The following is a 26,408-nucleotide window of genomic DNA, read 5'->3' as shown; positions in this document are numbered from 1 at the left end:
TGGTGCATGGAACAACTGACCAAAACGGAAGAGAAGGTGATGCAGATTCTGTGGAACATCAAAAAAGGATTTGTCAAGGATGTCATCGACGGCATGCCCAACCCCAAACCGCCTTACAACACCATCTCGTCGCTCATCCGCATTCTGGAGAAAAAGGGATTTGTGGGGCACAAAGCCTACGGGAAAACGCACGAATATTTTCCGTTGATTTCAAAATTGGCGTATCGGAAATTCACCTTCAAAAATTTCCTGATGAATTATTTTGAAGGATCGCCGGAAAAGGTCGTGTCGTTTATGGTGAACGAGGAAAAGCTGAGTCCGGAAGAGATTGAGCGTATTGTGGATTTACTTGGACCAGAGAACACGGCTTCCACAAAGACTCGCCATGCTGACTAATTTCTTTCTATACCTGGTTCAATCATCGGTGGCCATTTCAACCTGCGCACTCGTTTATCGGCTCTTTTTGTGCCGTCTGACGTATTTTCAATGGAACCGCGTCTATTTACTCGGCAGCCTTTTGCTTAGCCTGGCCATACCCGTACTGCTTTCTACGGGCTTGTTCAATGAGGAAGCAGATCCGGGCGTAATATCTAGCCTACCGCTTAACTGGTCGAAACGATCCGTCAATGCTTTTCTTCCTACTCGCGATACGACTTCAACCACCTTGTCTTCGCCGTTTTGGGAGTATCTTCTGCTGACTTTGTATCTGGTCGGTTGTTTGTATAAAACATGGCATTTTGCCCAAAACCTGAAAACTATTTTCAAGCTGATTCCGCCGGGCCAGCCGATCTGGAACCGTGCGTCTTGCCGGGTTTTCATTCAATCGCGTTGGCCTACTTTCTCGTTTCTGAATTGCATCTTTCTACACTCAGGCATTTCTGCTTTGACGCACGAAGAGCAGGAGCAGGTTCTGCAACATGAGGAGGTACATGTCAGACAGCGACACTCGCTCGATGTACTCCTCTATGAGCTGGCGGGAATTGTTTTCTGGTTCAATCCCATCGTGACCTACTTGAGTGTGTCCATTCGACAGGTTCACGAATATATTGTTGATGAGGTGGTTACGCGAGCGAACAACAACGTCAGAATGTACGGTTATTTGCTCCTAAAACTGACTACCCAGCCTTCTTTCATTCCAATCCTGAATACGTTCTCGAATAAACAGATTTTTCAGCGCATTCAGATGCTCACCCAAACCCGCTCCCGTCCCATACAAAAACTCACTTTTTTAATTGTTCTACCGCTCCTGGTACTCACTCTGGTTTTGTGCTCTTTTTTACAACCTTTCAATAGCCGGACAAGAACGGTAACGGAAGCTGAAAAACCGGCTACGGGAATTCCAATTGGAACCATTCTCTGGAAGGGAAATACGGTTTATTCAGCGGAAAAACTGACCCAAATCCTAGGCGTACGCGAAGGCGATTTGTATAATAAAGAACACTTTAAAAAGCGGTTTTTCGATGCGGTGGGAACCGATGTTGCGTCTCTGTATATGGACAAAGGCTATCTGTATTTCAACGTGGATGTTCAGGAAAGCCGGTCGGGTAATGTGGTCAATCTGATTCTGACGGTTTTTGAAGGTTCCCCGGTAACCATTGGGAAGATCACTTTCAAAGGAAATAAGGACGTAACGGAAGCGCAGATACATGAATTGATTGCGATTCGGCTAGGCGAATTGTTTAATCGTTCGAAATTGTTGAAATCCCAGCAAAAATTGGCAGAATCGGGCTATTTCAATCCGAAAAAGATCGGCATCAATCCCGTTCCAAATCCTGAACTGAAAACCGTTGATCTGGTGTATGTGCTTGATCGGAAACCCTGACAGCGGCCGCTGACCGGGCAGCGATCGCTGTCAGGGCCGCTTTTTGAACTTGTCGCGCTGTCCCAGGTAGAGGCCTATTAATACCAGTACCGTGCCGATTAAGGTGTAAATGGAGAGGGGTTCGTCCAGCAGAACGGCGGCATAACCGAAACCGAAAATCGGGCAAAGGAATAGCCAGAGCGACGCCTGAACGGCATCCTGCCGGACGAGATAGAACCAGAGTTGCAGAGCAACGACGGAAACCGGAATGATCAGCCAGAAAATGGACCACCAAAACCGGGCGTCGAAATGCGACTGGCCGAAGTCGGCGAAAAGAAGCGTGAAAGGCAGCAGCAACAAACCGCCAATCAGCACCTGCCAGCCATTGATGACCAGACTCGGGAGCGTCCAGGTAAAGCGGGCGTAATAGACCGTTGCTGCCGACACCGAAACCATACCACCTAACAGAATCAATAATCCCGGAATGGTGGCAAAGCTGTTCTGGAGAAGCGGGTAAGTGACCACCCAAACCCCCGCCATGCCGAACACAATCCCGGCGACTTCGTACCAGCGGATGGGGCGACTTAGCCAGACGGCAGAAAGCAGCGTGATGAACAGCGGACTGGTGGCCGTCGACAGGCTGCCAATGCCGGCAGAAACCTGTTTGATGGCCAGCACGAAAGCACCGAGGTAGATGGTGGTGTTCATCAGGGCAAAGACCGTTAAACGACCGAATTCGGTGCGGTTGGGGAGCGATTTGCGTTGAAGACCGTGGGCTACGAGGAGCATCAATGGCCCGGCAATCAGGAATCGGACGTTGGCCAGGATGAGCGGATCGGCAGACAGGACACCAAATTTAGTGGCAGCAGAAGCGGAGGCCCACAAAGCGGCAAACAGCAGGCCGGGCAGGAGAAATTTCATGCCGCAAAGGTACGGTGAAGCATTCGCTTGTGCCAGCTAACCTTTTTAATTTCGATCCGATAGGGATGTATTTGGGCTATCGAGCCGGGAGAGGAGACGCTTCAACCCCGGCTTTTTCCGTTTCGTGGGTTTGCTGATTGGGATGGCGGGCAAAACCGCCCACCTTTGAAACCGTAAACAACACAAACCAAACAACATGCAAACCTTAGTCATCGGCGGAACGGGAACCGTCGGAAGCCCGATTGTCAACGAACTTCTACGCCACCGGCAAGCCGTCCGCGTGCTGGTCACCTCCGCCGAAAAAGCCGCTTTGTTGCCCGAAGGGGTAGAAGCCGCCATCGGTAATCTGGACGAACCCGCCACTTTACCCAAAGCGTTTGACGGCATCGACCGTGTCTTTTTGCTCAACCGCCAAAGTCATACCGAAATCGCGCAGGGCTCCTACGCCGTGGCGGCTGCCCGGCGGGCTGGTGTAAAGAAAATCGTGTACCAAAGCATTCACAACGTTCACGAAGGCGCGCATATTCCCCACTTTTACACGAAAATTGCCATTGAAAAAGCCATTCTGGGGTCGGGGTTGAATTACGTTTTCATTTGCCCCAACAACTTTTTCCAGAACGATTTCTTTTTCAAAGCAGGCATCACGAACTACGGATTGTATACTCAGCCCTTCGGCAGTGGTGGGTTGAGCCGGGTCGATGTGCGCGACATTGCGGAGGCTACGGTCCGGGTGCTGCTGACGGATGAATACGACGGCCAGCGGATTCCGTTGGCGGGGCCGGAAATTTTAACGGGAGAATCCACCGCCCGGATTCTGACGGAACACCTCGGATACGATGTCCAATATGCGGGCAATGACCTTAAGGCGTGGGCCACCCAGGCAAAACAATGGTTGCCGGGCTGGTTGGTAGACGACTGGGTTCAGATGTACGATCTTTTCCAGACGCAAGGCCTGAAAGCCTCTGCGGATCAACTCGATGTGCTGACGAAACTGCTGGGAAGAGCGCCCCGTTCGTATGGGGATTTCGTCAAAGAGCACGCGGGTGCGTTCCGTCGTGCGGCTGAACTGGTCTGATGAGTTGCGTATAATGAATACCGTAACACCCCCGGAAACAATTGCAAACCGTCGCTTCCAGGGGTGTTTTATTTCCGGAAAATGACGTCGGCAAAGTAGTGTTTGCAATCCGTAAACCAGTTGGTCAGTTCAAAACCGCTTTGTTCGGCCAGTTGGGCAATGCCCTCCCGGGTAAATTTGCGTGAAATTTCGGTGTGAATGATCTCGCCATACCCAAACGGCACGGTCAGGTTCAGATCCCGAATCGCTACGGTTTGTTCTTTCTGGCTGACGAGATAACTCCGGGCCTCACCGGTTTCGGGATGATACATTTCGTAGTGATCGAAGGCCGAGAGGTCGAAATTGGCACCCAGTTCGCGGTTGATTCGCCGGAGCAGATTCAGGTTGAAGGCCCTCGTTAAACCTTGCCGGTCGTTGTAAGCCGCATGAATAACCGCCGGATGTTTTTGCAGATCAAAACCCGTCAGCACCAAATCACCCGGTTGCAGCGACTGACTAATTTGACGGAAAAAATCGCGGGCTTCAGTGGGAGAGAAGTTGCCGATGTTCGATCCCAGAAATAGTACCACCAGCCGGGGGCGGTTTTGCAGGCTATCCGAGCGGTTCGACAACTGTTCGATGGCGTTGAAATAATCATCATGCCGGGGTTGAATGGCTAGTTGAGGCCACTTTTTCCGAATGTCAGCCGTCAGGTTATCGATGGCAGCCTGGGAAATATCGACGGGAACGTACGTAAAATCAGCCTGTTGCGACCAGAAATGATTCAACAGGATTTTGGTCTTCAGACCATCGCCGGCCCCCAGTTCGATCAACTCAAAAGGCCGCCCGTCGGCGGCAAAGAGCCGGAGCAGTTCCGCCTGATTTGTATCCAGAATCTCGTATTCGGAGCGGGTCAGGTAGTATTCGGGCAGGTGCATGATTTCCGCAAACAGGCGGCTTCCTTCGTCATCATAAAAAAAGCGCGACGGCAACCGCTTAGGCGTTTGGGTCAGCCCAGTGCCTACTTCATTCGCGAGGTCGCTTTGCAGCACCAGCGAGTCATTCAACGATGAATCTATTTTTGTCATGGATAGGTCAGCATTCAGAGGGCTGCCAGCCGAATGCCGGTGAACTGCCATCGTTTGTCAGGTTGAAAAAAATTTCGGTACGTAGGGCGGCTGTGGCCCTCCGGTGTAGCAATGGACCCTCCGCGCAAAACCATCTGGCTGCTCATGAATTTGCCATTGTACTCACCCACAGCCCCTTCGGCGGTTTTAAAACCGGGGTAGGGCAGATACGCCGAACCCGTCCATTCCCAGCGAAGTCCCCAGGGCAGGCGGTTTTTGGTTGGAAGAAGGGCCGCTGTTTCCCATTCGGCTTCGGTGGGCAAACGCCGACCGCGCCAGCGGGCGTACGCATCGGCTTCGTAATAGCTGACGTGGCAAACCGGCACAGTTAGATCGACCGGTTTTAGACCAGAAAATGTGTACGTATGCCATTGATTGTCAATTTGATGCCAGTACAGGGGTGCGTCGATCCCGTTGGCCTTCACCCAGGCCCAGCCATCCGACAACCAATGCTGAAACTGCCGGTAGCCGCCCGCTTCGATAAATTCCAGGTAGTCGGCGTTGGTAACCAATGGTCCGTCGAGGGTGGTTTCCTTCAGGTAAACCCGGTGAGACCCTAGCTCGTTATCAAAACAAAAACCGCCCGCTTCCGGCTGAAAACCAACGGAATAGATACCTTCCGGTATTTCAATAGCCGAAATTGGCAAATCCACAAGCTGCTCATTGACTGGCATGTCGATGGCCGGAAAAAGCGGATTGTGTCCCAGAATATATTTGATGTCGGTGATGAGCAACTCCTGGTGTTGCTGCTCGTGGTTCAGGCCCAGTTCGATCAGGTTTTCGAGTTCAGCGCTGGCAGAACGGTCAGCTAAAAATCGGTTCATGGCTTCATCGACATAGGCCCGATACCGGTAGACTTCGGCCACCGTTGGTCGGCTCAGGTTCCCGCGCTGGGTCCGCAGCACCCGCCGACCTACCGACTCGTAGTAGCTGTTGAAGACAAAGCTGAAATCGTCGTGAAAAATGCGGTAACCGGGGGCGTGTGGTGTCAGAATGAAATGCTCCCAAAACCACGTCGTGTGACCCAGATGCCACTTGGGCGGACTGACATCGGCCGTGGGCTGCACGACATAATCCTCCGTTTCCAGCGAAGCGCAGAGCTGCTCCGTCCAGCTTCGGACGCGCTGGTAGGCTTCAGACAAGGTAAAGGGTTGGGGTAAAACAGGGTTATGTAGCATCGTTTAGTCCATCCTCGTGAATAACGTATTGAGTCCTTCGGCCAGCGTCGGGTGGGCAAAGATGGCATCCCGGAGTTGTTGATAGGGTAGGTGACCCATCATGGCAACCTGGAGAATGGTCATGATTTCACCGCCTTCCGGGCCTACAATAACCGCGCCGAGTATCTGGCTGGTTTTGGCGTCAACGACGACTTTCATCAGACCTTCAGACTGGCTCATTTGCTGGGCGCGGGCCACCATAGACATCGGTATTTTGGCAATTTTAATCGTTTTTCCCTGCCTCCGGGCTTCTTTTTCGCTCAAACCGATGCGTCCCAGTTGCGGGTCGGTAAAAACCGTATACGGAACCGGGCGGTCGGCCTTGCTGGCGTTGCCATTTTCCAGTAAATTTTGTTTCACCACCCGGTAATCGTCGTACGAAATGTGGGTGAATTCCGGCCCGCCTTTAATGTCGCCTAACGCATAAACACCGGGTTGGCTGGTTTCCAGCCGGTCATTTACCTGAATAAACCCTTTTTCGTCCGTTTCAATTCCGGCCACCTCCAGATGAAGTGCTTCGGTATTGGGCGTTCGGCCAACGGCCACCAGCAGGTGCGTGCCCCGGAGTCGGCTGGCCAGTTTATTGGTCGATACCTGCAATTCAATGAGGTTGTTCTCCGCCCGACTTACCTGGTGAACTTCCGTGTCCAGAAAAACCGTAATGCCTTCCTTTTCCAGCATTTTGCCCATTTCGTCGGACACATCGGCATCTTCGCGGCTCAGCAGTTGCGGGCCATGTTCGATGATCGTGACTTCACTGCCAAACCGCCGGAACATCTGCCCCAATTCCAGACTGATGTAACCACCACCGAGGATCAGCAGGTGTTCGGGCACCTCCTCCAACTCCATAATCGAAGTCGAGGTCAGCCACGAAACCGTATCCAGACCCGCCAGATCCGGTTTTGTTGGGCTGCAACCGGTATTTATAAAAATAAAGTCAGCCGTCAGGGTCTGTTGGGTACCGTCGGGCCCTAGCACGTCAATCTGTTTCTTGCCGCTAAACCGGGCCTCTCCAAACAGCAGCGTCAGGTTTTCCGTCTCCGCAAAATTCGTTTCGATGTTTTTGCGGGAGGTTTCCACCATCCGGTTTTTGCGGGCCATGACCTTTTTCAGGTCAACCCGAACGTCGCCGGTTTCGATCCCGAATTCGGCCGAACGGCGTGCCTGGTGGGCCACCTGGGCGGAAGCAATCAGGGTTTTGGTCGGTGTGCAGCCGTCGTTGACGCAGGTACCGCCTACGTATTTTCGTTCAATGACGGCGGTTTTCCAGCCTTTTTCGGCCAGGGCCGTAGCCAGCGGGTTTCCGGCTTGGCCTACACCAATAACAATCGCATCAAAATGCTCAACTGTATCTGAATTCATACCAACATCTTAAATGAAGCGCTCCTGTACGGACCGTGACCGATCCTTACCGCTGAACAAATAACAACGTTGATCCAGCTATTTGTTTTACATTCTGTTTAAATGGATTGTTTGTGGGGTTGACGTATTTGACAGGACGATAGACAAGATCGGTTTAAACTCATTTTTTACTCCGGATAGTGGCTTTTAAAACCCAATCTTCCCCTTCCGACCCCGTCCTTCGTTGCCCTCGACGTATTCCTTCAACTCGGCCAGTTCTTTCTCGAAACCGCTGCTCAGGATTGGGAAGCGGCACCAGGTTTTGGGGTCTACGTTCTCGTCATCGACGTGGAAGGAAGGCGCATACCTTTCGCGTTTCCACTGGTTACGGCTCCAGAGCCGGAAAAACCGGTCGACGGAGGTGTAAAGTTTGTCGCGGTCATATTGACCTTCAAACACCACTTCAACCTGCTGCATCACTTCTTTCGGCGACAATTTATCCCGAATCCCGAATTTCTCGATGGCATTCAGCACGTCGTACGGCATCAAATCTTCTTCGTCGGTTTGTTTTTTGTCGAGCGGGCGGAGTTCGGCGGTCGGTTGCAGGTTGTTGACTTTCTGTAATCCTTCCACTTTGATGGTTTCGCCCAGGCCAACGGTTTCGAGCCAGCGCAACCAGCCGCGGAGGTAATGCTTGTCGATACCGGCGATGGGAGAGATGCTGCCCGCTGTGTCGCCGTCCATCGTGGCATAACCCACCGACGCTTCCGAGCGGTTGGAGGTCGAAAGCAGCAGCGCATTCTGAATGTTGGCGAGCAGCCACGCACTCGGAGCCCGCACCCGCGCCTGAATGTTTTGCAGGGCAACGTCGTCGGTTTCCCAGGTCAGCGGTCGGCCCAACTGGTCTTCAATCAGCTTCGTGTACGTTTCGACCAACCCATTGATGTTGATGTTGTAAAACGTGGCACCCACCGATTTGGCCAGCGATTCGGCCGACTCATAGGTGTCTGTCGAGCTGTTTTGGGTCCCCTGATAAATCGTCGTCAGCAACGCTCCGCAGATGTCTTCCACGGTTTTCAGCTTCTGAATGCTTTTGATATAACCCAGTTTCTTTTTGAAAGCGTCCAGACCGATGCTTTCGTCGGCCATCCGGATCATGAGCGACACCAGAGCTGCAATGGCCGACGAATCGGCCCCACCGCTCAGCGACAGCACAAAACCGTGGGAGCGGCTTTTGCGCAAATAATCGAACAATGCCAGTGCCACGGCCCGCGCAAATTCTTCTTCTTTCAAATGATTGCCGTGTTCCCAGTATTCCAGTTCGGCTTTCTGCACCACCGGTTTTACGAACGGAAAATCGAACTGAGCCGCCACCCGCAGGTTGGGAAACAGATAAGCCAGGTTGACCTTGTTCTGGGCCTGACTCAGTCGCGTGTCGTCCACATTGATGACGGCGGTAACGATCAGGTGGTCGGCATAGCTGAAACGCGTTCCCGACACCAGCAACTGGCCGTTGGAGGCAATCATGGAGTCGCCGTCGAAAATGGCGCGGCCCGACTCGTTGCCCACCAGATTGCAGTAAATATAACTGACGCCAAACGCCCGTGATCCGTCGATCACAAACCGTTCCCGTACGTGCGATTTATAAAACGCAAAATGGCTCGCGCTGGGATTCAGGATGATATCGACGCCCCGCTCGTGGAGGCTGCGGCCCGGCCGGTTCGAAATCCAGGCATCTTCGCAAATTTCGAAGCCGATTTTTACGCCCGAAACATCGAACAGCAGGTCGCCCACGGGATACGAAAATTCGCCGATCTGGATTTCGTCGCGCACACCGGGCGTCCAGGGCTGAAACCAGCGGGTTTCGTAGTGAATGCCGTTGTTGGCCAGCACCTGTTTGCAGACGAAGCCCAGAATGCGCTTGTTGGCGATCAGGCAGGCCGTGTCGTAGGTCCGGTTATTGGCCAGTCGCAGCGGCAGACTGACGGCCACAATGATGCCATCGGTATGCGGCACAATCTCCAGCAGGCTTTGCTTGGCCTGTTCCAGCAAGTCGTGGGAGAAGAACATGTCTTCGCAACCATAGCCCGTAATGCACAATTCGGGTAGGCATAAAATGCTGACTTTCTGAATTTTCGCTTCTTCGATGGCGTCAATGATGTTCCGGCGGTTGTGTTCCCAGGCCATTGGGATCTGGTTGACAACACCAGCAGCAACTTTTATCAGTTTCATGAATCGGGTTTTCTGTTTAGCGAATTATACGTCACTCGATAACCTGCGACTTTTCAGCTTTGGGTAAAAAGCTACTAAATGAACACGTAGCGTTACACTTAAGTTGTCGTGATTTTAGCGAAGAACCGCAAATTAAAGCGAATGGAACCATTCAGCCAAGGAATCGTGATCGGTAATGCCTTGCTGGTTCGAATTGGGGCAAACTGAAGAGTGAGTCAGGCTTCTGAGGCCGACGAAGTAATTCTTTCGGCTGAATTTGGAGAAAACAGGGAACAGGAGCGAGAGCAACCATGAGGTTGATTAGCCCAAAGAAAGAAAATGGGTTTTATCGGTGGACCGAATCCGCTTCTATTTTCGCTTTATTCATCTCATTTTGAATAAGCGCTTTTTGTTGGACATAATTAAAGAGCATTGAACCCACGAAGGCAAGAAATGCTACGACCGCCGACACACCCAAGGGGTGCATCTTGTTTGGGGAACTGTTTAGAGCCATATCAGTAGGCGCGAGTGGGACGCATGTAACCATTTGTTTCATTTTGACGCAGAACCCGTCGTCTGGTCACTCTCAGCCTTTGATTTTTAAGAGCGCGTGCTTACTGGGGTAAAACAGCACCTTGATCTGGTGTTGGTGTGACGGACAATGCTTAGGCAGATGTGGTAGAATAGACCCGTTTAAACCATAAAACCGCCCATTGACACCTTTTTGATTGGGGAATGCAACCTTCCGGCTAATCTTTGCATCAGTCAATCACAGCCGGTAACATACAAGGGCTCTCCGAACCAGTCATCATCAAAAAATAACCATCTATGTAAGATAAGGTTCTATGTAATACCTACTACTTAACTTTGCCACGTACCCCGGATCTGATCCGAACAGTAAACAACACTTTTGAAGCATACTCCGTAAACAACAACCTACTAATACATCACTATGAAAACGTTTATCACCGCTGTGTGTGCGTGGCTGGTTATGACGGCGGCAATCGCCCAGACTCCGACGAAAGGCAAAGTTCGCGGGCTCGTTATTGACCCCACTCAAAAACCGTCCGAATTCGTCACCATTCTGCTTCTAAAGGCCAAAGACTCGACGCTGGTGAAAGGCGTGATTACCAACGACAAAGGGCAGTACGATTTCGACAACGTAGCCGATGGCGGCTACCGGGTGGCCACTTCACTGGTCGGTTTTAAGAAAGTATATTCAGAACCGTTCGTGATCGATGCCGCCAATCCGGAGGTGCAGGTGAAGACGCTGACGATGGTGGAAGAAGCCAAAAGCCTGAATGAAGTGAAGGTCGTGGCCAAGAAACCATTCATCGAACAGGAGATCGACCGGACGGTGGTCAACGTGGAAAACAGCATTGTGGCCAGTGGAAGCACGGCCCTGGAAGTGTTGGAAAAAGCACCAGGTGTCACTATCGACCGCCAGAACGACAACATCCAGTTAAAAGGTAAAGCGGGTGTTATCGTCATGATCGACGGTAAACAGACGTACCTGTCGGGCCAGGAAGTGGCCAATCTGCTGAAAAATACGCCGAGCGATAATATTGAGAAAATCGAGATCATCACCAATCCTTCTTCCAAATACGATGCCGCCGGCAACGTAGGGATCATCAACATCCGGATGAAGAAAAACAAGAATTTCGGCACCAACGGAACGGCCATCGCCGGGCTGGGCTACGGTCGGTATGAGAAAGCCAACGCCAGCCTGAACCTGAACCACCGCGTCGGCAAAATCAACGCCTTTGGCAATTACAGCTACTTTCACAACCGGCGGTTTCAGGAGAACAGCCTGGATCGGGTCATTCCCTACAACGGCAAAATTACCTATTTCGACCAGTCGTCCTTCCGCCCCAACCGCTTCGACGGGCATACGTTCCGGACGGGTGTCGACTATTTCATCAATAAGAAAAGCACGATTGGCGTACTGGCGACCGGTTTTATCAACGACTGGCGGCAGGACAACGGGATCAACAACTCGATTATCCGAAATGAACTGGGCCAGATTACGCTGAAACCGACTACCGATGTTTCTGTAAAAAACAAGTGGTCGAACGTGACGGGAAACCTGAACTACAAGTACGATTTCGACGGCAAAGGCCGCGAATTGACGACCGACCTCGACTATTCCCGTTTCAACGGTGATTCGTATAACAACCTCAGCACGACCTACACCAACGCCAACGACAGCATTGTTCAGCCGACGGCCAAAGTTCGCAACGACATGCCGTCGACCATCGAAATCTGGGCGTTCAAGTCGGATTATGTGCATCCTTCCAAGATTGGAAAGTGGGAAACCGGGGTGAAAACCAGCTTTGTGAACTCGGACAACAACCTGACGTACGAAGATTATGTCGACGGTCGCTGGGTGTTCAATCCCAATCAGAGCAACCAGTTCAAATACACCGAAAACATCAATGCGGCCTACGTCAATTTCGCGGGCAAACTGAACAGCAAAACCAGCATTCAGGCGGGCTTACGGCTGGAAAATACGCACTCCCGGGGCAATTCCGTTACGCTGAATAAAATTGTCGACCGGAATTATACGAATTTGTTTCCAACGATGTTTATATCCCGACAAATCGATACCAACAACGTCCTGAATCTTTCGTTCAGCCGCCGGATCGACCGTCCGAACTACCAGAATCTGAACCCATTCCGGTTTTATCTGGACCCGTACACGTACCAGCAGGGGAATCCGTACCTGAAACCCCAGTTCACGAATTCGTTCCAGTTGACGCACGTTTACAAGGGCAAGTTTTCGACGACGCTGGGCTATAGCCGGACGACGGATGTGATTGTCAATGAAGTTCCGGGGCAGATTGCCGAAGAAAACATCACATATGTGACGACCGACAACCTGGCCACGCAGAACAACGTCAACCTGACGGCGAGCTTCCCGTTGGCGGTGACCAAGTGGTGGAACATGCAGAACAACATCGGCGTAAATTATAACCAGTATGATTCGCCTTACCTGGGCGCGCAGTACAACGTGAGTTTTGTGTCGTATAACATCTACACGTCCCAGAACTTTGTGATGCCGAAGGGTTTCAGCGCAGAAATTGCCGGCTGGTATAACTCGAAAAACCTGTACGGTTTTTACGAGGCTAAACAAATGGGAGCCTTCAGCATCGGGGTGCAGAAAACGCTGATGAACCGGAAGGCGACGCTGAAACTGAACGTAAACGACCCGTTCTGGCTGAATAAATTTGAAGGAAGAGCGGTTTATCAGGATATTAATTTCCGGGTGCGGGCCCGTTGGGAAAGCCGCATTGCCCGTCTGACGTTTACGTACCGGTTTGGTAACCAGAATGTGAAAGCGGCCCGTCAGCGTAGCACCAGCACGGAGGCCGAACGCAACCGGGCCGGCGGGGGCAATAATTAAATAAAAGTTAAATAAAGCAAACGGCGGACGGTATTTGGTTCGTCCGCCGTTACTTTAATAGATAATTAGTTTAGGTTAAGAAAGCAGAAAGCCACTCCCACCTTGAGGAGTGGCTTTTTTGATTTTTAAAAGTACGGTAACCTTCGCCCATTTCAAAATATCATTTGGTCACATGATGTATATACATTTAATAAATTTGCATCAAATTCGGTTTTATGATTTAAAAGTCATAAAAAAAGGTCACTTTCGATGACCTTTTTTGTGATTTTCTAAATGATAATTACTATTCAATTAATTGCGCTTTCTCAGTCCAGAGCGGCCACACCCGGCAACACTTTGCCTTCCATGTACTCCAGCAAGGCTCCTCCGCCCGTAGAAACGTAGCTCACCCGGTCGCCATACCCGGCGTTGTTGACGGCCGAAGCTGAGTCGCCACCGCCGATGAGCGAGAACGCGCCGTTGTCTTCCGTGGCTTTCACAACCACATCGGCAATCGCGTTGGTGCCGATGGCGAAGTTGGGGAACTCAAACACGCCCATCGGGCCGTTCCAGAGGATGGTTTTCGACTTGGACAAAACATCGCTGAACAGCGCGATGGTTTCGGGGCCGATGTCCAAACCTTCCCAATCATCCGGGATTTCGCCGGTTGCAACGATTTGGCGGTTGGCATCGTTCGAAAAACCGTCAGAAATAACATTATCGACGGGTAAATACACCTGAACACCTTTTGCTTTTGCTTTTTCGAGCAGTTCCAGCGCCAGTTCCTGCTTATCAGCTTCGAGCAAGGATTTACCGATGTTACCGCCTTGTGCTTTGGTAAAGGTATACGACATTCCCCCGCCAATGATCAGGTTGTCGACACTGTCCAGGAGTTTCTCGATGATCAGGATTTTATCCGAAATTTTGGCCCCGCCCATGATGGCCGTGAACGGCCGGTCGGCGTTGTCGAGCACCCGCTGGGCGTTGTCGAGTTCCGCCTGCATGACATAACCGCAGACTTTGTCCGTGAAAAACTGGGCAATCACCGCCGTGGAAGCGTGGGCGCGGTGGGCCGTTCCGAAGGCATCATTCACATAAACGTCGCCCAGTTTCGATAGTTTCTCGGCAAAAGCGACGTCTCCTTTTTCTTCTTCCTTGTAAAACCGCAGATTTTCCAGCAGCAGCACCTCACCGGGTTGCAGCGAATCCGCCATTTCTTTGGCCGAATCACCGATGCAATCGTCGGCAAATTTTACGGAAACGCCCAGCATGATGGACAGAGGTCCCACGAGGTGTTTCAGCGAATATTTATCTTCAGGACCGCCTTTGGGCCGGCCTAAGTGCGACATCAGCACGCACGAACCGCCGTCTTTCAGAATTTTAGAGATGGTCGGCAACGTAGCCTTCATCCGGGTATCGTCCGTAATTTCGAATTTACTGTTCAGCGGAACGTTAAAATCAACCCGAATCAGGGCGCGTTTACCGGAAAAATTGTAAGAGTCTAAAGTTTTCATACGACAGATTTCCTGTTAGTTGGCAAAATCCGCCCGAACTTAGGGGTTTTTGCTTAAACGTAGCAATTTGAAGGTTAGCTTATTGAATTTGTGCTAATTTTAAGGAGTTCGTTACAATTTAAGATTTTGGATTTTGCCGGTAATCTTCTTTGGTGATTTTAAGGATGGTTTGATAAATAGACGATTTCTTTCCTGTCCCTAACGGGGCAGAAGGAGACGTCTTTGCAATTCAAATCATGGGGTGGCGGTTTTTGCCCCGTAAGGGCTTCACAGCGCAGGTAGCCTAACCGAGCCCCTTTTCAAGCAGCGTGCCGTTAGGCACGCGACAAATCCCGGTACGGTTGCGTGCCCAAAGGCACGCGAGGTTGGTGGAATTCATCATTTTTTTTCTACCGACGCTGCGCTGTGAAGCCCCTGACGGGGCAGAAACCGCCACCTGTGCCAATCACTTGCCGCTTCCCAAAACCGCTACCGACGTTTTTAGATACTGGTCGAACCACTTCAAATACCGGTCGAAACGATCGGTTTGGTAGCTCGGAACCGAAAGACCGTGGAACTGGCCAGGGTAGACAATGAGCTGCGTCGGCACACCCAACGACTTGAGGGCCTGGTACATCTGTTCACTCCCGGCAATCGGCACGTTGAAATCTTTTTCACCCCCCATGAACTGCGTCGGCGTTTTGATGCGGTCGGCTTTCAGGAACGGGTAGGAGACTTTCAGCCACTTGTCGGTATTTTTCCAGGGTGTTCCCAGCTCGTTTTCGTATTGGTTGACATATTGGTCGGAACCGTACATCGTCATTTGCAACGAACTCCCGGCCCCGCTGGCGGCTGCCTTAAACCGTTGGTCGGTGGCGATGGTGTAGTTGGTCAGAATACCGCCGTAGCTCCAGCCGCCGATGCCCAGTTTAGCCGGGTCGGCGATGCCTTTGGCGACGAGGTAATCGGTCGCGCCCAGAATATCTGCTACTTCTTTGTTGCCCCAGTCGCCGTAAATGGCTTTGCAAAACGCGAGTCCACGCCCGCTGCTGCCCCGGTAATTGACCCCCGCGACCACATAACCACCCCCTGCCAGGATTTGCCGAGAAAGGTCGAAACCGAAATTGTCCTGACCCACCGGGCCGCCGTGAATGAAGAGAATCGTCGGCATTTTCTGACCCGCCGACGCGTTGGCAGGTTTGAAAAGCATGTTTTCGACCTGGGTGCCGTCCTTGCTGCGCGATGTAAATCCTTCGACTGTAGCGAGTTGAAGAGGAGCGACAAACGCATCCTGGATGGTGGTTAACCGCCGGACGTTCCCGTTTTCGACGGCGTAAAGTTCCGCGGGTAATTGCGGTTTGCTCATCAGCGTTGCCCAGCCACCTTTCGGATTTTGCTCCAGATCGGCATAGGCGCAATCGTCGTGGGCCACGCGATTGAGTTTACCCGACGCCAGTTCATACGCGCCGACGTAGGTTCGGCGGTCGTCGTCTACCAAAACCGCAATGGATTTGCCATCGACCGACCAGCGCGGATTCCGAACCGGGCGATCCAGGGCCGCCGAAACCAGCTTGGGTTCACCGCCATCGGCCGAAATAACCGCTAAAACCGGCTGGTCATACATGATAAAATTGGTCGAAGCCGTCGAGCGCAGGTAGGCTATTTGCGTGCCATCAGGACTCCAGACCGGGTTGTTATCAGTACCGGCCCAGGTCGTCAGTTGCTTCATCGGGGCTTTGGTCCGGGCTTCGATCACGAACAGATCGGTATTTTCGTTTTTGTCAGGGTCGGCGGTGCGGTTGCTAACGAAGGCGATCTGCTTGCTGTCGGGCGACCAAACCGGGGCGGTTTCGTCGTAGGTGCCTGCCGTAAGCGTATCGAGTTTTTTGGATTCGACATCGAATAAATAGAGGTGAGCGGCCCGACGGTCGAGGTAACCCTTCCGGTCTTCTTTGAAATGATGGCGGTCGATGACATATGGCGTACGGATTTTGGTTTTTGCCGAATCGGAATAGTCTTTGTCGCGAATGACCAGCGCAACGGTTTTGCTGTTGGGAGCCCATTCGTATTCTTCCAGTTCTCCTTTCAGATCGGTGAGTTTTTTGCCTTCACCACCCCGGCGGTCGAGAAGCCACAACTGGCTGTCTTTGTCGCCGTTACGGGTAGCGACAAACGAAAGAAACCGCCCATCGGGACTCCAGCGGGGGGATGATTCGCCGTCGGGGCTGCTCGTCAGTTGGACCGACTGTTTGCCGTCCCAGCTAATCATCCAGACATCCGAATTGCGTTTGTCTTTATCCTTGTCCACTGACGACAGCGTGTAGGCCACCCACTGACCGTCGGGCGAAACCTGCGGGTCGGTGATGTTTTGCAATCTCAGGATGTCGGAAGGAACAATGGGTCGTTTGGCGGGCGACTGCGCCAGGACCGTGCCGGTTAGCAGGCAAAGAAAGAAAATGGACTTCATGCGTTTGTTTTGAAGAGGAATCAGTCCATGAAGATACAAAAAGTTTGGAAATGGTTTTATTTTGCAAGAAACACCCCTAAATCCCGAAGCGTCGGCCCGGCCTGAAGGGGACTTTTCATACGTCCAAGCCCCCTTTAGGTAGGGGGTTGGGGGCGAAAAGCGGAAGAACTTAACAGCCCTGCCCTTTAGGCCGGGCCGACGTTTCGGGGTTTAGGGGTTAAAACCAATCAAATCAAATGATTACAAACCGTATTTTGCGCATTTTTAGCCTTCTCTTTCTACTCCACCAAACCGTTTGGGCAACTAAAGTCGATACCGTCGAAACCTACAGCCCTTCCATGAAGAAAACCATCAAGGCGGTGGTGCTTACGCCGGATTCGTACGCGGCTGGCAAGGAATTTCCGGTGGTGTATCTGCTGCACGGACACGGCGGTTTTTACGGCGATTGGGTCAAAAAAGCACCGGCTACCCGCAACCTTGCCGACACCTATCAGGCCATTATCGTTTGCCCCGATGGCAACGCTTCCAGTTGGTATTTCGACAGCCCGGTCGATCCTTCTTCCAAATACGAAACCTACGTTGCCAAAGAGTTGGTGGCCTGGGTAGACAGTCATTACAAGACTATTAAAAACCGCAAGGGCCGGGCCATCACGGGGCTGAGCATGGGCGGACACGGCGCGTTATACCTCGCGTTCAAACACCAGGATGTGTTTGGTGCTGCGGGCAGCATGAGCGGGGGCGTCGACATCCGGCCGTTTCCGAACAACTGGGACATGGCGAAGTGGCTGGGAACCTACGCCCAAAATCCGGAACGCTGGGAACAGCATACCGTCATCAACCTGCTTCATTTGCTGACGCCCGGTTCGCAGGCTTTGATCATCGACTGCGGCACAGACGACTTTTTCTTTCGGGTCAATACCAATCTGCACCAGAAAATGCTGGACATGAACATCGCCCACGACTACATCACCCGCCCCGGCGCTCACAACTGGAATTACTGGAACAACGCCGTCCATTATCAAATGCTGTTCATGCGGATGTATTTTGATCGGAAGGGATAGTCTACAGTTTACGGTTTTCAGTAGCTTGCGTATTAGCTAGCTTGCGAAGGGTAATGCGTCAGCTACTGAAAACCGTAAACTGTAAACCGCCCACTACTTCCCGTCTACAAACTGCGTCATCGCTTTGCTCAGAAACCGGGCGTAGTCGGGGTTGGGGATGCCGTTGTGGCTGGTGTAGCGGGGGTCATCGACATACAACTGGGCGAGTCCCCGGTAAGCCGATAGCCTGTCGCCGTTGCAGACCGAATCGCCCCACATCCGTTGGATGAAAGCAAAATGGCGGTCTACCAGTTGCTGAACGTCGGCATCCGCCGGGTCACGGTCCATCAATTCCGCCAGTTTTCGGGCAATTTCCTCGCCCTCGGCTTTGGCATCGGCCCACTCGGTTTTGCTGAGTTGACGGATTTTGTTCTCCGATTCTTCCACGACTTTGGCGCCGTAGGTGTCGACGGCTTCCTGTCGGTAGGCTTCCGCTTTTTCTTTTGGGAAGCCTTCGTATAATTCTTCGTCTGTTAGCATGATGGATTCTCCTTTTAGTTTTGAAATAGTTTTGTCAATCGTACTCAGCAAGGTCGTGAGTCGGTCACGTCGATCTTTCAGCGCGTTTTGGTGACTTTTCAGCGCGGTGACCAGATCGAAGTCGGGATCTTCCAGCACCTGCCGGATTTCCAGCAAAGGGAAATCCAGTTCCTTGTAAAAGAGAATCTGCTGCAGTCGGATGAGCTCTTTTTCGCTGTAAAGCCGGTACCGGGCTTCCGTGCGAACGGACGGTTTGAGAAGGCCCAGGCGGTCGTAGTGGTGGAGCGTGCGCACGCTGACCCCCGCCAGAACCGCCAGTTTTTTGACCGAATACGTTTTCATTTTCAGGACGTTGCCGATGTTGACGTTGTAAAGGTAGGCTATGACGTAAGGGGAGAGTCAAGAAAAAAATGAAGTATTTTTGCCCCCGACCCCTAAAGGAGAGTTCTTGCATCCGGTTATTCCAGGGGCAGGCTCGCTTTAAACCGGGCTGATATTTCGGGATTTAAGGGCGAAATTTGATTTTATTCCCGTATTTTTAACGCCTTGGAAACTTTCACACCCATTCCCAACCTGATCCGACTTGCGCAAACAACCGCCGACGCCGATGCCGTTCTGCGGATGATGGAAACGTTTTGCGGGCTTTTCAATTACCCGTTCGACCGGATGCTTCGCCAGAATTTGATTCAGCAAGTCCTGGAAAATCCGTCGCTGGGCTCGCTCTGGCTAATCGGGCCGGAGAAGGAACCGGTTGGCTATGTGGCCCTGACCTACGGTTTCGCCTACGAATTTGGCGGCAAAACCGCCCTGGTCGACGAACTGTTCATTGAAGAAGGCCACCGGGGCGGAGGGAAAGGGCGTCAGGTTTTACAAAATCTGCAAAAAGCCGCCGACGAATTGGGCGTGTCGGTCATTCATTTGCAAACCGAGAAATACAACCCCCGCGCCAAACAATTGTACGAATCTGTCGGCTTTGTCGATCAGGAACGCAGTACGCTGACGTGGAAGAAACCTGATTAAGGTTTACGGTTTTCAGTATACGGTTTTCGGTGGCTGACGCGTTAGCCCTCGTGCGCCAGCCTACCGAAAACCGTATACTGAAAACCGTAAACTTATTTCAAACAATGAAATTTTTTGTTCCCGCTACCAAGAATACTGAAGAAGCTGAAAAAGTGCACGGCATTTTGCGGAAAGCCATGCTGAAACACCGCTACGAAACCACCGATTTACGCATCTACTCCATCACCTTCGATGATAATGGGATGCGAATTACGGAAACCGTGGGCAAACCGTCCGAGACTTCCGGCGAAACCATCGTGGCCATCTTTCAATCCGGTGATCTCTACCTGATTTGTACGAATAACCGGGGCGTTCTGCGCGGAATGCCCATGATTGCAGGCGAATGGGCGGTGAACAAGGTAGAGTTGTTTGAAGGAGCGGAGTAAAATCAATCTCCGGCTCCCTCGTCTCTTGTCTCACCTCCTTTGTCTATTCCTGAAACCCGTCATAATACGCGACCGCATTGACGAGTTGTAAGACATCCAGTTTCCGTTGGGTGAGGTACTGATCGAGCCGGCTGGCCGGATCGTCCAGCACACTGAGGACGGATTTTCGGGACAAGCTCACCGTCCGGGGCCTGTCGTTATTCCGTTGAATAAAATAGGTTTTCTGACGCCGGAACGTCCCGTCGAACGGATCATCGAGGGTGTACGCTTCTCTTTTCGGCACAATCAGGTTGCAGCGGAGTTGTTTCAGCACCCGGGTTTTACCGGCGTATAGGACCTTGTAATAGACCCGGCTGGTCTGGCCGCCTTTCTCGCTGACCTGACTGATAAACCGCATGTCATTGACCGTAAATGCATCCGGCTGAACCTCATATTCCTGCTCATCGCCCTCAAACCGGCACTTGACCACGTTGGTAGCGATGTTGAAGGCGATCAGGCAGGGGATGGACTTTTTGGAATCACCGGTTTCCAGTGTACCGGGTTGCCAGACGGGAAAGGTCAAATACTCGCTGCCCAGGTAGGTCACCTGCGTCATGCTCTGACTGCGATCCGGCCGGTTCATGAGAAATCCGCCTTTGGAGTCGTAATACCGGCAGGTGGTGATCACCCGTTTTTGTGCATCCTGGGTAACAACACACTGGCTGAGGCCACGAAGAGACAGCATACCCAGCAAGCCAATCAGAAACAGAGAACGATACATCATAGGAACAGCCGAAAAGGGTCACAGGAATAACCGGAGCGGTTTGAATTCCAGCCTTAAGATACTCAAAATGCGGAAAAGATTTTCAGTGAGGAGGGCGGATTCGTTGAGGTAGAAAGGAAGAAAACGGATTTAGGGGCTTATCCATTTTATTTATTACGAGCTAAGTTACCGTATTTAGTAATTTATATATTAAAATAAGTACTTTAGTGGCTAAACCCGTTCTTAATTACAGAACTAAACTCCCCTTCTTTATCAAATGAAAAGAACCTTTACACGTGTCGCCAGTGCCAGCCTCGGTGTTGTATTTTTAACCGGTTTGTTTGGAAGCTGTTCACGACCCGACCACCGGCCGGATAATTGCCTGGCGGTGAGTTCGCTGATCGAAGGATGTCCGAACGGATTTACTTTATTTGCTGAAATTGTTAAAGCCACCGGCAATGCCACTCCCTCTACGGGCACCCCGCTGGTGATTGCGCCGGGTGATATCATGAGTGGGGAAGACGGTTGTTATTACAAAGGAAATCTGATCGAACCTTTTGAAAATAACAGCAGTTTGCGGATTACCACCGCAATCCACTGGCAACAGTATAAATGCGCTGATACTTCCCGATAAAAGGGGAGAAACGTGTTGTTAATGAGACCGCTCCGGAAATGGCCACCATTTTTAGAGCGGTTTTTTGCTGTACTTTCTTTCCGGCCGGCATTCCATCCCCGTATCGCTTCTAATCAACGCCCTTCACTCGCATCCTGAGTAAAAATCTGCCTAAAATGACTTTATAATTCGATTGAACACTAACCGATGAAGTCCTTATTTTCCTTCCTTATTCCATGAATGTAGCCCTACCGTCAGGGCAGGTGTTGAAAGCCCGTCTGGCCACTCAATTGATTTTTCTGGTTTGCGGTTTGGGTATGTCCAGTTGGGCTCCGATGGTTCCCTTTGCCAAAGATCGCTTGGCTTTGAATGACGCCAACCTGGGCTTTTTACTGCTGATGTTGGGCGGTGGGTCTATGCTGCTGATGCCCATCTCCGGCTGGCTGGTGGGACGCTTTGGCAGCCGCATCGTCATGGCCGGTTCAGCGGTGGTGATGGCACTGGCTTTGCCGCTGCTGGTCGTTCTGCCCTCCGCATCGGCGATGGCCATAACGCTATTTATATTCGGGGCCAGCATTGGCACCATTGACGTTGCGATGAATGCACATGGTGTTCAGGTGCAGAACCTCTACGGAAAGCCCATCATGTCGTCCCTACACGGCCTCTTCAGTGTGGGTGGCCTGCTGGGGTCCCTCGGTTTGGGCTTTTTGATTAAACTGGGACTCAACCCCGTTTATGCCGCCCTCAGTATTGCCACCTTGATGATCCTGATCACGCTGACTCAATTCCAATCCTTATTTCCTCTAGAAGTAGAGCAACAGGCGATTGCCCACTTCTCGGCAACCGATGAGAAACCAACGGCGGTTAACCAGCGGTTTAGTTGGCTAGACAGCAGGGTTATCTTTCTGGGACTGATGTGCTTTGCTATTTTTCTGGCCGAAGGTGCCGTGTTGGATTGGAGTGCCATTTTTCTGCGGGATGACAAAGGAATTGAAGCGGAGTTTGCGGGCGTGGGCTATTCGGCCTTTTCGATTGCCATGGCGACGATGCGGTTGGTGGGGGATAAGCTGGTGGCCCGTTTGAACGAAAAAACGGTCGTGGTGGGAGGCAGCTTGCTTGGGGCCGTGGGTCTGGGCATTGCCGTCCTGAGTCCCTGGGTCGTGGGGGCGCTGGTCGGCTTCGTCCTGTTAGGCCTGGGGGCCGCCAATATTGTGCCTGTGTTTTTCAGCCAGGCGGGCAGACTGCCGGGCATTTCGCCGACGGTGAGCTTACCGGCCATTACGACCATGGGCTATACCGGAATGCTGGCCGGTCCGGCTTTACTGGGTTTTATCGCGCAACATTCTTCGTTGCGTATTGCATTGGGCTGCCTGGCCGTACTGTTGTTGGTAGTGGCAGTGAGTTATGGTATGAAACGAAAAACCGCAGGGCTATTATAGATAGACAGGATAATTTAGTAACGATGCGTGACTCTTTCTTCATCGGCTGGATCATTGCCGTTCTGCTTCTGGGATCGACCCGACTGGCTCATGGACAGACGACTGCCGTACTGACCGGCTACGTAACGGATGCCACGACGGGAAAACCCATGCCGTTGGCCAACGTCTTCATAAACGGATCAATGCGGGGTGCAATCACCGACGAAAAGGGGGCTTATACATTGACGGGTGTGCCACTGGGTACGGTCGAAATTGCCGCTTCCTTCGTTGGTTATCAGCCTGCTACACAAAAAATCCGATTTGATAATGCATCGCCACAAAAAGTCAGTTTTCGGCTGGAACCCAGTGTGCAAATGCTGGATGCTGTCACCATACGGGGCAATCCAAAGGGCTGGGAGCGGCACTTGCGTCAGTTTAAAAAGCTACTCTTCGGCGAACCGTTTGGCGGACAGTGTGTGCTGGTAAACGGCGAGGTTCTCGATTTTAAAGAAGATAAAGGTCATTTGCATGCAACAGCGAATGAACCGTTGATTGTTGAAAATCAGGCGTTAGGGTATCGGTTGATTTACGCATTGCAACATTTCGATGCCGCTCCGTCAGGAAATGTTTTTTCGGCGGGTACGGCCCGTTTTGAAGAAGTAAAACCTGAGAACGAACGGCAGGCCAACCGGTTTCGGCGGAACCGGCTGATTGCTTACCAAGGGTCGATCAGGCACTTGATGGCCAGCCTGATTGATAATACGTTCGAGCAGGCCGGCTTTCTGGTTTATCAGGAAGATGTCACCAAACCGATTCCCCCGGAAAGGCGGATCATTACACTGGCCGCTGCGGTTGGCGACTACAAGCGGCTGATTCCCGTTCAGGTTTCTGCGTTGATTCAACCCGGCCGATTGGCGACCGAACGCCGATTGGTTTCCACCATGAAACTGATCGTGTTTTATAAGAACGCAACTTCAAGTTTTTCGCCCTATCCCGATGCGCGTTACGCCTATACGGAAATGAAACTGCCTGGCGGTCAACTGCAAATGACCGTCAATGGGGTGATTACGATGCCGGAAGGGATGGAAGCGAAAGGATCGATGGGGAATGACCGGTTATCGACTATGTTGCCCGCCGACTGGAAACCCGAAGAGAATGAGAAGGAGTCTCTTCCAAACGGGTCCTTGGCTATGCAGGGGAAACTGGCCCCACCCGACTCCTGTCTGGGAGGAATCACGGCGGCTTTCAACGAGCGATTCAAGCTATTGGCTCCCAGCGTATTTGTACACATCGATAAACCCTTTTACGCTACGGGCGATCGGCTCTGGATGAGTACGTACTTACTCGACGCGGCTAGTCACCAGCGAGCCGGTGGCGAAACCGCCCTGCAGGTCGACCTACTGACGGCAAGCGGGAAACTCGTGCAGCACCAGTGGGTACGGATCGTGGACGGGCGTGGCCAGGGTCATTTCCGCCTGTCGGATACCCTCACGACGGGAGCGTATCAACTGCGTGCCTATACTGATGAAGATGATGCCCAGCGACGCCCCGCTTTCGAGCGATCTGTCGCGGTCTATAATCTGGTTCGGAACGAGGTCTCTATCCGTAGTGATTCTGTTTCTCAGCCATTAGACGTTCAGATTTTGCCCGAAGGCGGTCGCTGGATTGCGGGATTCCCGGCGCGTCTGGGCGTAAAGATGGTTCGGCCCAATGGCCACGGTTTGTCCATCGCAGGACGGATTGTGGATGATTCAGGCGCTGAAATCGTTCGTTTCAAGACCAATCAACAGGGCATGACCAGCGTGTCGATGGAGCCCAAACCGCAGCGGACGTATTATGCCGAGGTAATGGATAACAACCAGCCGCAACGCGTTCCGTTGCCCAAACCCGAAACACAAGGGCTGTTGCTTTCGGCCGATGCGATCAGCGATACAACCCATCTGGCGTTGACCATCATGAATGCCAACCGGGCCGTTAGCGACTCAGTATATATTCTGATTCAGCAACGCGGCCAACTGGTCGATCAGCGAAAAATTCTCCTGCAAAATGGAGTGGCGAAGGTGAATTTACCGATGATGACCTGGCTGCCGGGTCTGGCGCAAATCACCCTGTACGATGCCACCGCCCGGCCCCAAGCCGAGCGACTGGTGTTTGTGTCTGAGTTCACTGCGCCGGTTCGTGTACGGATGGGTTTCAACAAAAACCGCTATCAGCCCCGCGAACTGGTTACCCTGAGCATCAATCTGACCGACAATGGATCACCGGCCTCCGGCGCTTTGTCGGCATCGATTACCGATGCTGGCCAGGTGCCGGACGATACCGTGGATGCTACCTTACAGACCCACTTGTTGCTAACGGGAGAGCTTCGGGGACGCATCGAAAACCCCAACGACTACGTCGTGAACCACTCGGCCGAAACCCGCCGGGCGTTGGATGACCTGCTGCTGACCCAGGGTTGGCGACGGGTGAGTGGCACACCCGGAACGGATTCGCTGGGCGGAGTATCGTTCAGGGGTCGCATTTTGAATGCGAAAAATCAGCCCATTCCCGGCGCGCAGCTTACCGTAGCGTCGACAGGAGCCGGAAAATCGTTCGTAAAATCGACGGGCGCTGACGAGCAGGGGCGGTTTCGATTGGCGGGGCTGGCCATTACGGATACCATTCAATTAATGACGCAACTCGCTGACCGTAAGAGAACTATTCTTTCTCCCAAAGAAGGCTTTCTGGTTCAGGAAAGGCCCGGCCAACAATGGGAAGTCAGTCAACTAACGAGTGCACCCAATTGGTCGATGTTGCGCGCTCAACTAGAAGCGGTCCGCATTCGGCAGGGAGCAAACGCCGATTTGTACCGGGATAAAACGACGAAAGTGCTGGAAGAAGTAACGGTTCGGGCGCAAAAAACCGAAGAAAGACCCGACGATATTCAACAGCGCAGTTTGCACAACGAGGCTGATGCCGTTCTGGTGTTTGACGATAAATCGCCAACCTATTCGAATCTGTACGAAATGATTCAGGGTCGGTTGGCAGGTGTGACGATTACCCGGGAGGGGGCCGCGCAAGCGCATAGCTACAAGGTCTTTATACGGGGTATAAATAGTTTCAAAAGTGGAATGCAGCCCTTGTATTTGATCGATGGTATTCCCATTCAGGACCCTGATGGAACCGCTTTGATGCAATTCAATCCCGGCGATATTGAACGGGTCGAATTGCTGAAAAATGGGGGTACAGCCGGTATCTACGGGGTTCGCGGAGGGAATGGCGTGATTGCTTTTTACTCCAAAAGCAAACGTTCGATGCAGGGCAAAGCAAAAACTCAAGCGGGAATGACGCCGATTCAATTCATTGGGTATCCGTCGGTGCAGCGCGAATTTTATGTGCCCCGCTATGATACGGAAGTAGTGACAGGCACTGGTTCTGGTCCCGTCGATCACCGGGACGTCCTGTACTGGAAACCCATGATGCAAACCGACGGTCAGGGCCACAGCCAGCTCCGGTTTCCGCTATCGGACGTCGTCCGAACGGTACGCGTGGTGATACAAGGCGTTACGGCCGATGGTCGTCCGGTGCTGGGCGTTGAGTTGGTTCGGGTGCAATGA

The 26,408-nt window shown here is 52.2% G+C and carries 19 protein-coding genes; 10 read left to right on the top strand and 9 right to left on the bottom strand.

Features of this window, described 5'->3' with window-relative positions; genetic code table 11:
• The first annotated feature begins 6 nt into the window (after positions 1 to 6).
• Both DUE52_RS11480 and DUE52_RS11475 read left to right on the top strand, forming a co-directional pair.
• On the top strand, positions 7 to 396 hold the full coding sequence (locus tag DUE52_RS11480; RefSeq protein ID WP_114406155.1) for a BlaI/MecI/CopY family transcriptional regulator: 390 nt from the start codon (positions 7 to 9) through the stop codon (positions 394 to 396).
• Positions 386 to 1,822, top strand: a complete 1,437-nt coding sequence (locus tag DUE52_RS11475) for a M56 family metallopeptidase (RefSeq protein WP_114406154.1) — start codon at positions 386 to 388, stop codon at positions 1,820 to 1,822. Before DUE52_RS11480 ends, DUE52_RS11475 begins: the two co-directional genes overlap by 11 nt.
• Positions 1,823 to 1,852: 30 nt before the next feature.
• Here the strand turns inward: DUE52_RS11475 and DUE52_RS11470 are convergent, their stop codons facing one another.
• Positions 1,853 to 2,722 (bottom strand): DMT family transporter, encoded by an 870-nt coding sequence (locus DUE52_RS11470; RefSeq protein WP_114406153.1) that lies wholly within the window; start codon positions 2,720 to 2,722, stop codon positions 1,853 to 1,855.
• 196 nt (positions 2,723 to 2,918) lie between these two features.
• Here DUE52_RS11470 and DUE52_RS11465 point away from each other — a divergent pair, with 196 nt between their 5' ends.
• Positions 2,919 to 3,797, top strand: coding sequence for an SDR family oxidoreductase (locus tag DUE52_RS11465; protein WP_114406152.1), 879 nt, complete (start codon positions 2,919 to 2,921; stop codon positions 3,795 to 3,797).
• A gap of 68 nt (positions 3,798 to 3,865) precedes the next feature.
• Here the strand turns inward: DUE52_RS11465 and egtD are convergent, their stop codons facing one another.
• The 4 genes from egtD to nadE all read right to left on the bottom strand — a co-directional run bounded on the left by egtD (position 3,866) and on the right by nadE (position 9,693).
• Complete coding sequence (egtD, locus tag DUE52_RS11460; RefSeq protein ID WP_229312139.1) at positions 3,866 to 4,864, bottom strand: L-histidine N(alpha)-methyltransferase; 999 nt, start codon at positions 4,862 to 4,864, stop codon at positions 3,866 to 3,868.
• Between the two features lie 14 nt (positions 4,865 to 4,878).
• The gene (gene egtB, locus DUE52_RS11455) at positions 4,879 to 6,081 is read right to left on the bottom strand and encodes an ergothioneine biosynthesis protein EgtB (RefSeq protein ID WP_114406150.1); all 1,203 of its coding nucleotides are present in this window, start codon (positions 6,079 to 6,081) and stop codon (positions 4,879 to 4,881) included.
• Positions 6,082 to 6,084: 3 nt separating this feature from the next.
• The gene (locus DUE52_RS11450) at positions 6,085 to 7,482 is read right to left on the bottom strand and encodes a mercuric reductase (RefSeq protein WP_114406149.1); all 1,398 of its coding nucleotides are present in this window, start codon (positions 7,480 to 7,482) and stop codon (positions 6,085 to 6,087) included.
• A gap of 186 nt (positions 7,483 to 7,668) precedes the next feature.
• Complete coding sequence (nadE, locus tag DUE52_RS11445) at positions 7,669 to 9,693, bottom strand: NAD(+) synthase (protein WP_114406148.1); 2,025 nt, start codon at positions 9,691 to 9,693, stop codon at positions 7,669 to 7,671.
• A 931-nt stretch (positions 9,694 to 10,624) separates the two neighbouring features.
• Here nadE and DUE52_RS11435 point away from each other — a divergent pair.
• Positions 10,625 to 13,075 (top strand): TonB-dependent receptor, encoded by a 2,451-nt coding sequence (locus DUE52_RS11435; protein WP_114406146.1) that lies wholly within the window; start codon positions 10,625 to 10,627, stop codon positions 13,073 to 13,075.
• Positions 13,076 to 13,380: 305 nt separating this feature from the next.
• On the opposite strand, the gene DUE52_RS11430 is transcribed toward DUE52_RS11435, so the two are convergent.
• Both DUE52_RS11430 and DUE52_RS11425 read right to left on the bottom strand, forming a co-directional pair.
• Positions 13,381 to 14,568 (bottom strand): phosphoglycerate kinase, encoded by a 1,188-nt coding sequence (locus tag DUE52_RS11430; protein ID WP_114406145.1) that lies wholly within the window; start codon positions 14,566 to 14,568, stop codon positions 13,381 to 13,383.
• 445 nt (positions 14,569 to 15,013) lie between these two features.
• Positions 15,014 to 17,014 (bottom strand): S9 family peptidase, encoded by a 2,001-nt coding sequence (locus tag DUE52_RS11425; RefSeq protein WP_114406144.1) that lies wholly within the window; start codon positions 17,012 to 17,014, stop codon positions 15,014 to 15,016.
• A gap of 236 nt (positions 17,015 to 17,250) precedes the next feature.
• Between DUE52_RS11425 and DUE52_RS11420 the strand changes: the two genes are divergently transcribed.
• The gene (locus DUE52_RS11420) at positions 17,251 to 18,075 is read left to right on the top strand and encodes an alpha/beta hydrolase (protein ID WP_114406143.1); all 825 of its coding nucleotides are present in this window, start codon (positions 17,251 to 17,253) and stop codon (positions 18,073 to 18,075) included.
• Positions 18,076 to 18,168: 93 nt separating this feature from the next.
• On the opposite strand, the gene DUE52_RS11415 is transcribed toward DUE52_RS11420, so the two are convergent.
• Complete coding sequence (locus tag DUE52_RS11415; protein WP_114406142.1) at positions 18,169 to 18,936, bottom strand: MerR family transcriptional regulator; 768 nt, start codon at positions 18,934 to 18,936, stop codon at positions 18,169 to 18,171.
• 204 nt (positions 18,937 to 19,140) lie between these two features.
• On the opposite strand from DUE52_RS11415, the gene DUE52_RS11410 reads away from it, so the two are divergent.
• Both DUE52_RS11410 and DUE52_RS11405 read left to right on the top strand, forming a co-directional pair.
• Entirely contained in the window at positions 19,141 to 19,614 is a 474-nt protein-coding gene (locus DUE52_RS11410; RefSeq protein WP_114406141.1) for a GNAT family N-acetyltransferase, read from the top strand.
• Positions 19,615 to 19,718: 104 nt separating this feature from the next.
• A complete protein-coding gene (locus DUE52_RS11405) occupies positions 19,719 to 20,039 on the top strand; it encodes a hypothetical protein (RefSeq protein ID WP_114406140.1) in 321 nt (106 codons plus the stop codon).
• 43 nt (positions 20,040 to 20,082) lie between these two features.
• Here DUE52_RS11405 and DUE52_RS11400 read toward each other — a convergent pair whose 3' ends face one another.
• Entirely contained in the window at positions 20,083 to 20,802 is a 720-nt protein-coding gene (locus DUE52_RS11400; RefSeq protein WP_133299822.1) for a hypothetical protein, read from the bottom strand.
• 256 nt (positions 20,803 to 21,058) lie between these two features.
• Between DUE52_RS11400 and DUE52_RS11395 the strand changes: the two genes are divergently transcribed.
• The 3 genes from DUE52_RS11395 (at position 21,059) to DUE52_RS11385 (ending at position 26,408) form a co-directional block, all read left to right on the top strand.
• On the top strand, positions 21,059 to 21,415 hold the full coding sequence (locus DUE52_RS11395) for a hypothetical protein (protein ID WP_114406138.1): 357 nt from the start codon (positions 21,059 to 21,061) through the stop codon (positions 21,413 to 21,415).
• A 215-nt stretch (positions 21,416 to 21,630) separates the two neighbouring features.
• Entirely contained in the window at positions 21,631 to 22,833 is a 1,203-nt protein-coding gene (locus DUE52_RS11390; protein WP_114406137.1) for an MFS transporter, read from the top strand.
• 23 nt (positions 22,834 to 22,856) lie between these two features.
• The gene (locus tag DUE52_RS11385; RefSeq protein WP_114406136.1) at positions 22,857 to 26,408 is read left to right on the top strand and encodes a carboxypeptidase-like regulatory domain-containing protein; all 3,552 of its coding nucleotides are present in this window, start codon (positions 22,857 to 22,859) and stop codon (positions 26,406 to 26,408) included.

The organism is Larkinella punicea (assembly GCF_003334855.1).
Lineage (GTDB): Bacteria > Bacteroidota > Bacteroidia > Cytophagales > Spirosomataceae > Larkinella > Larkinella punicea.
Note: the sequence above shows the minus strand (reverse complement) of the source record. Positions and strands in the feature narration are given on the sequence as shown.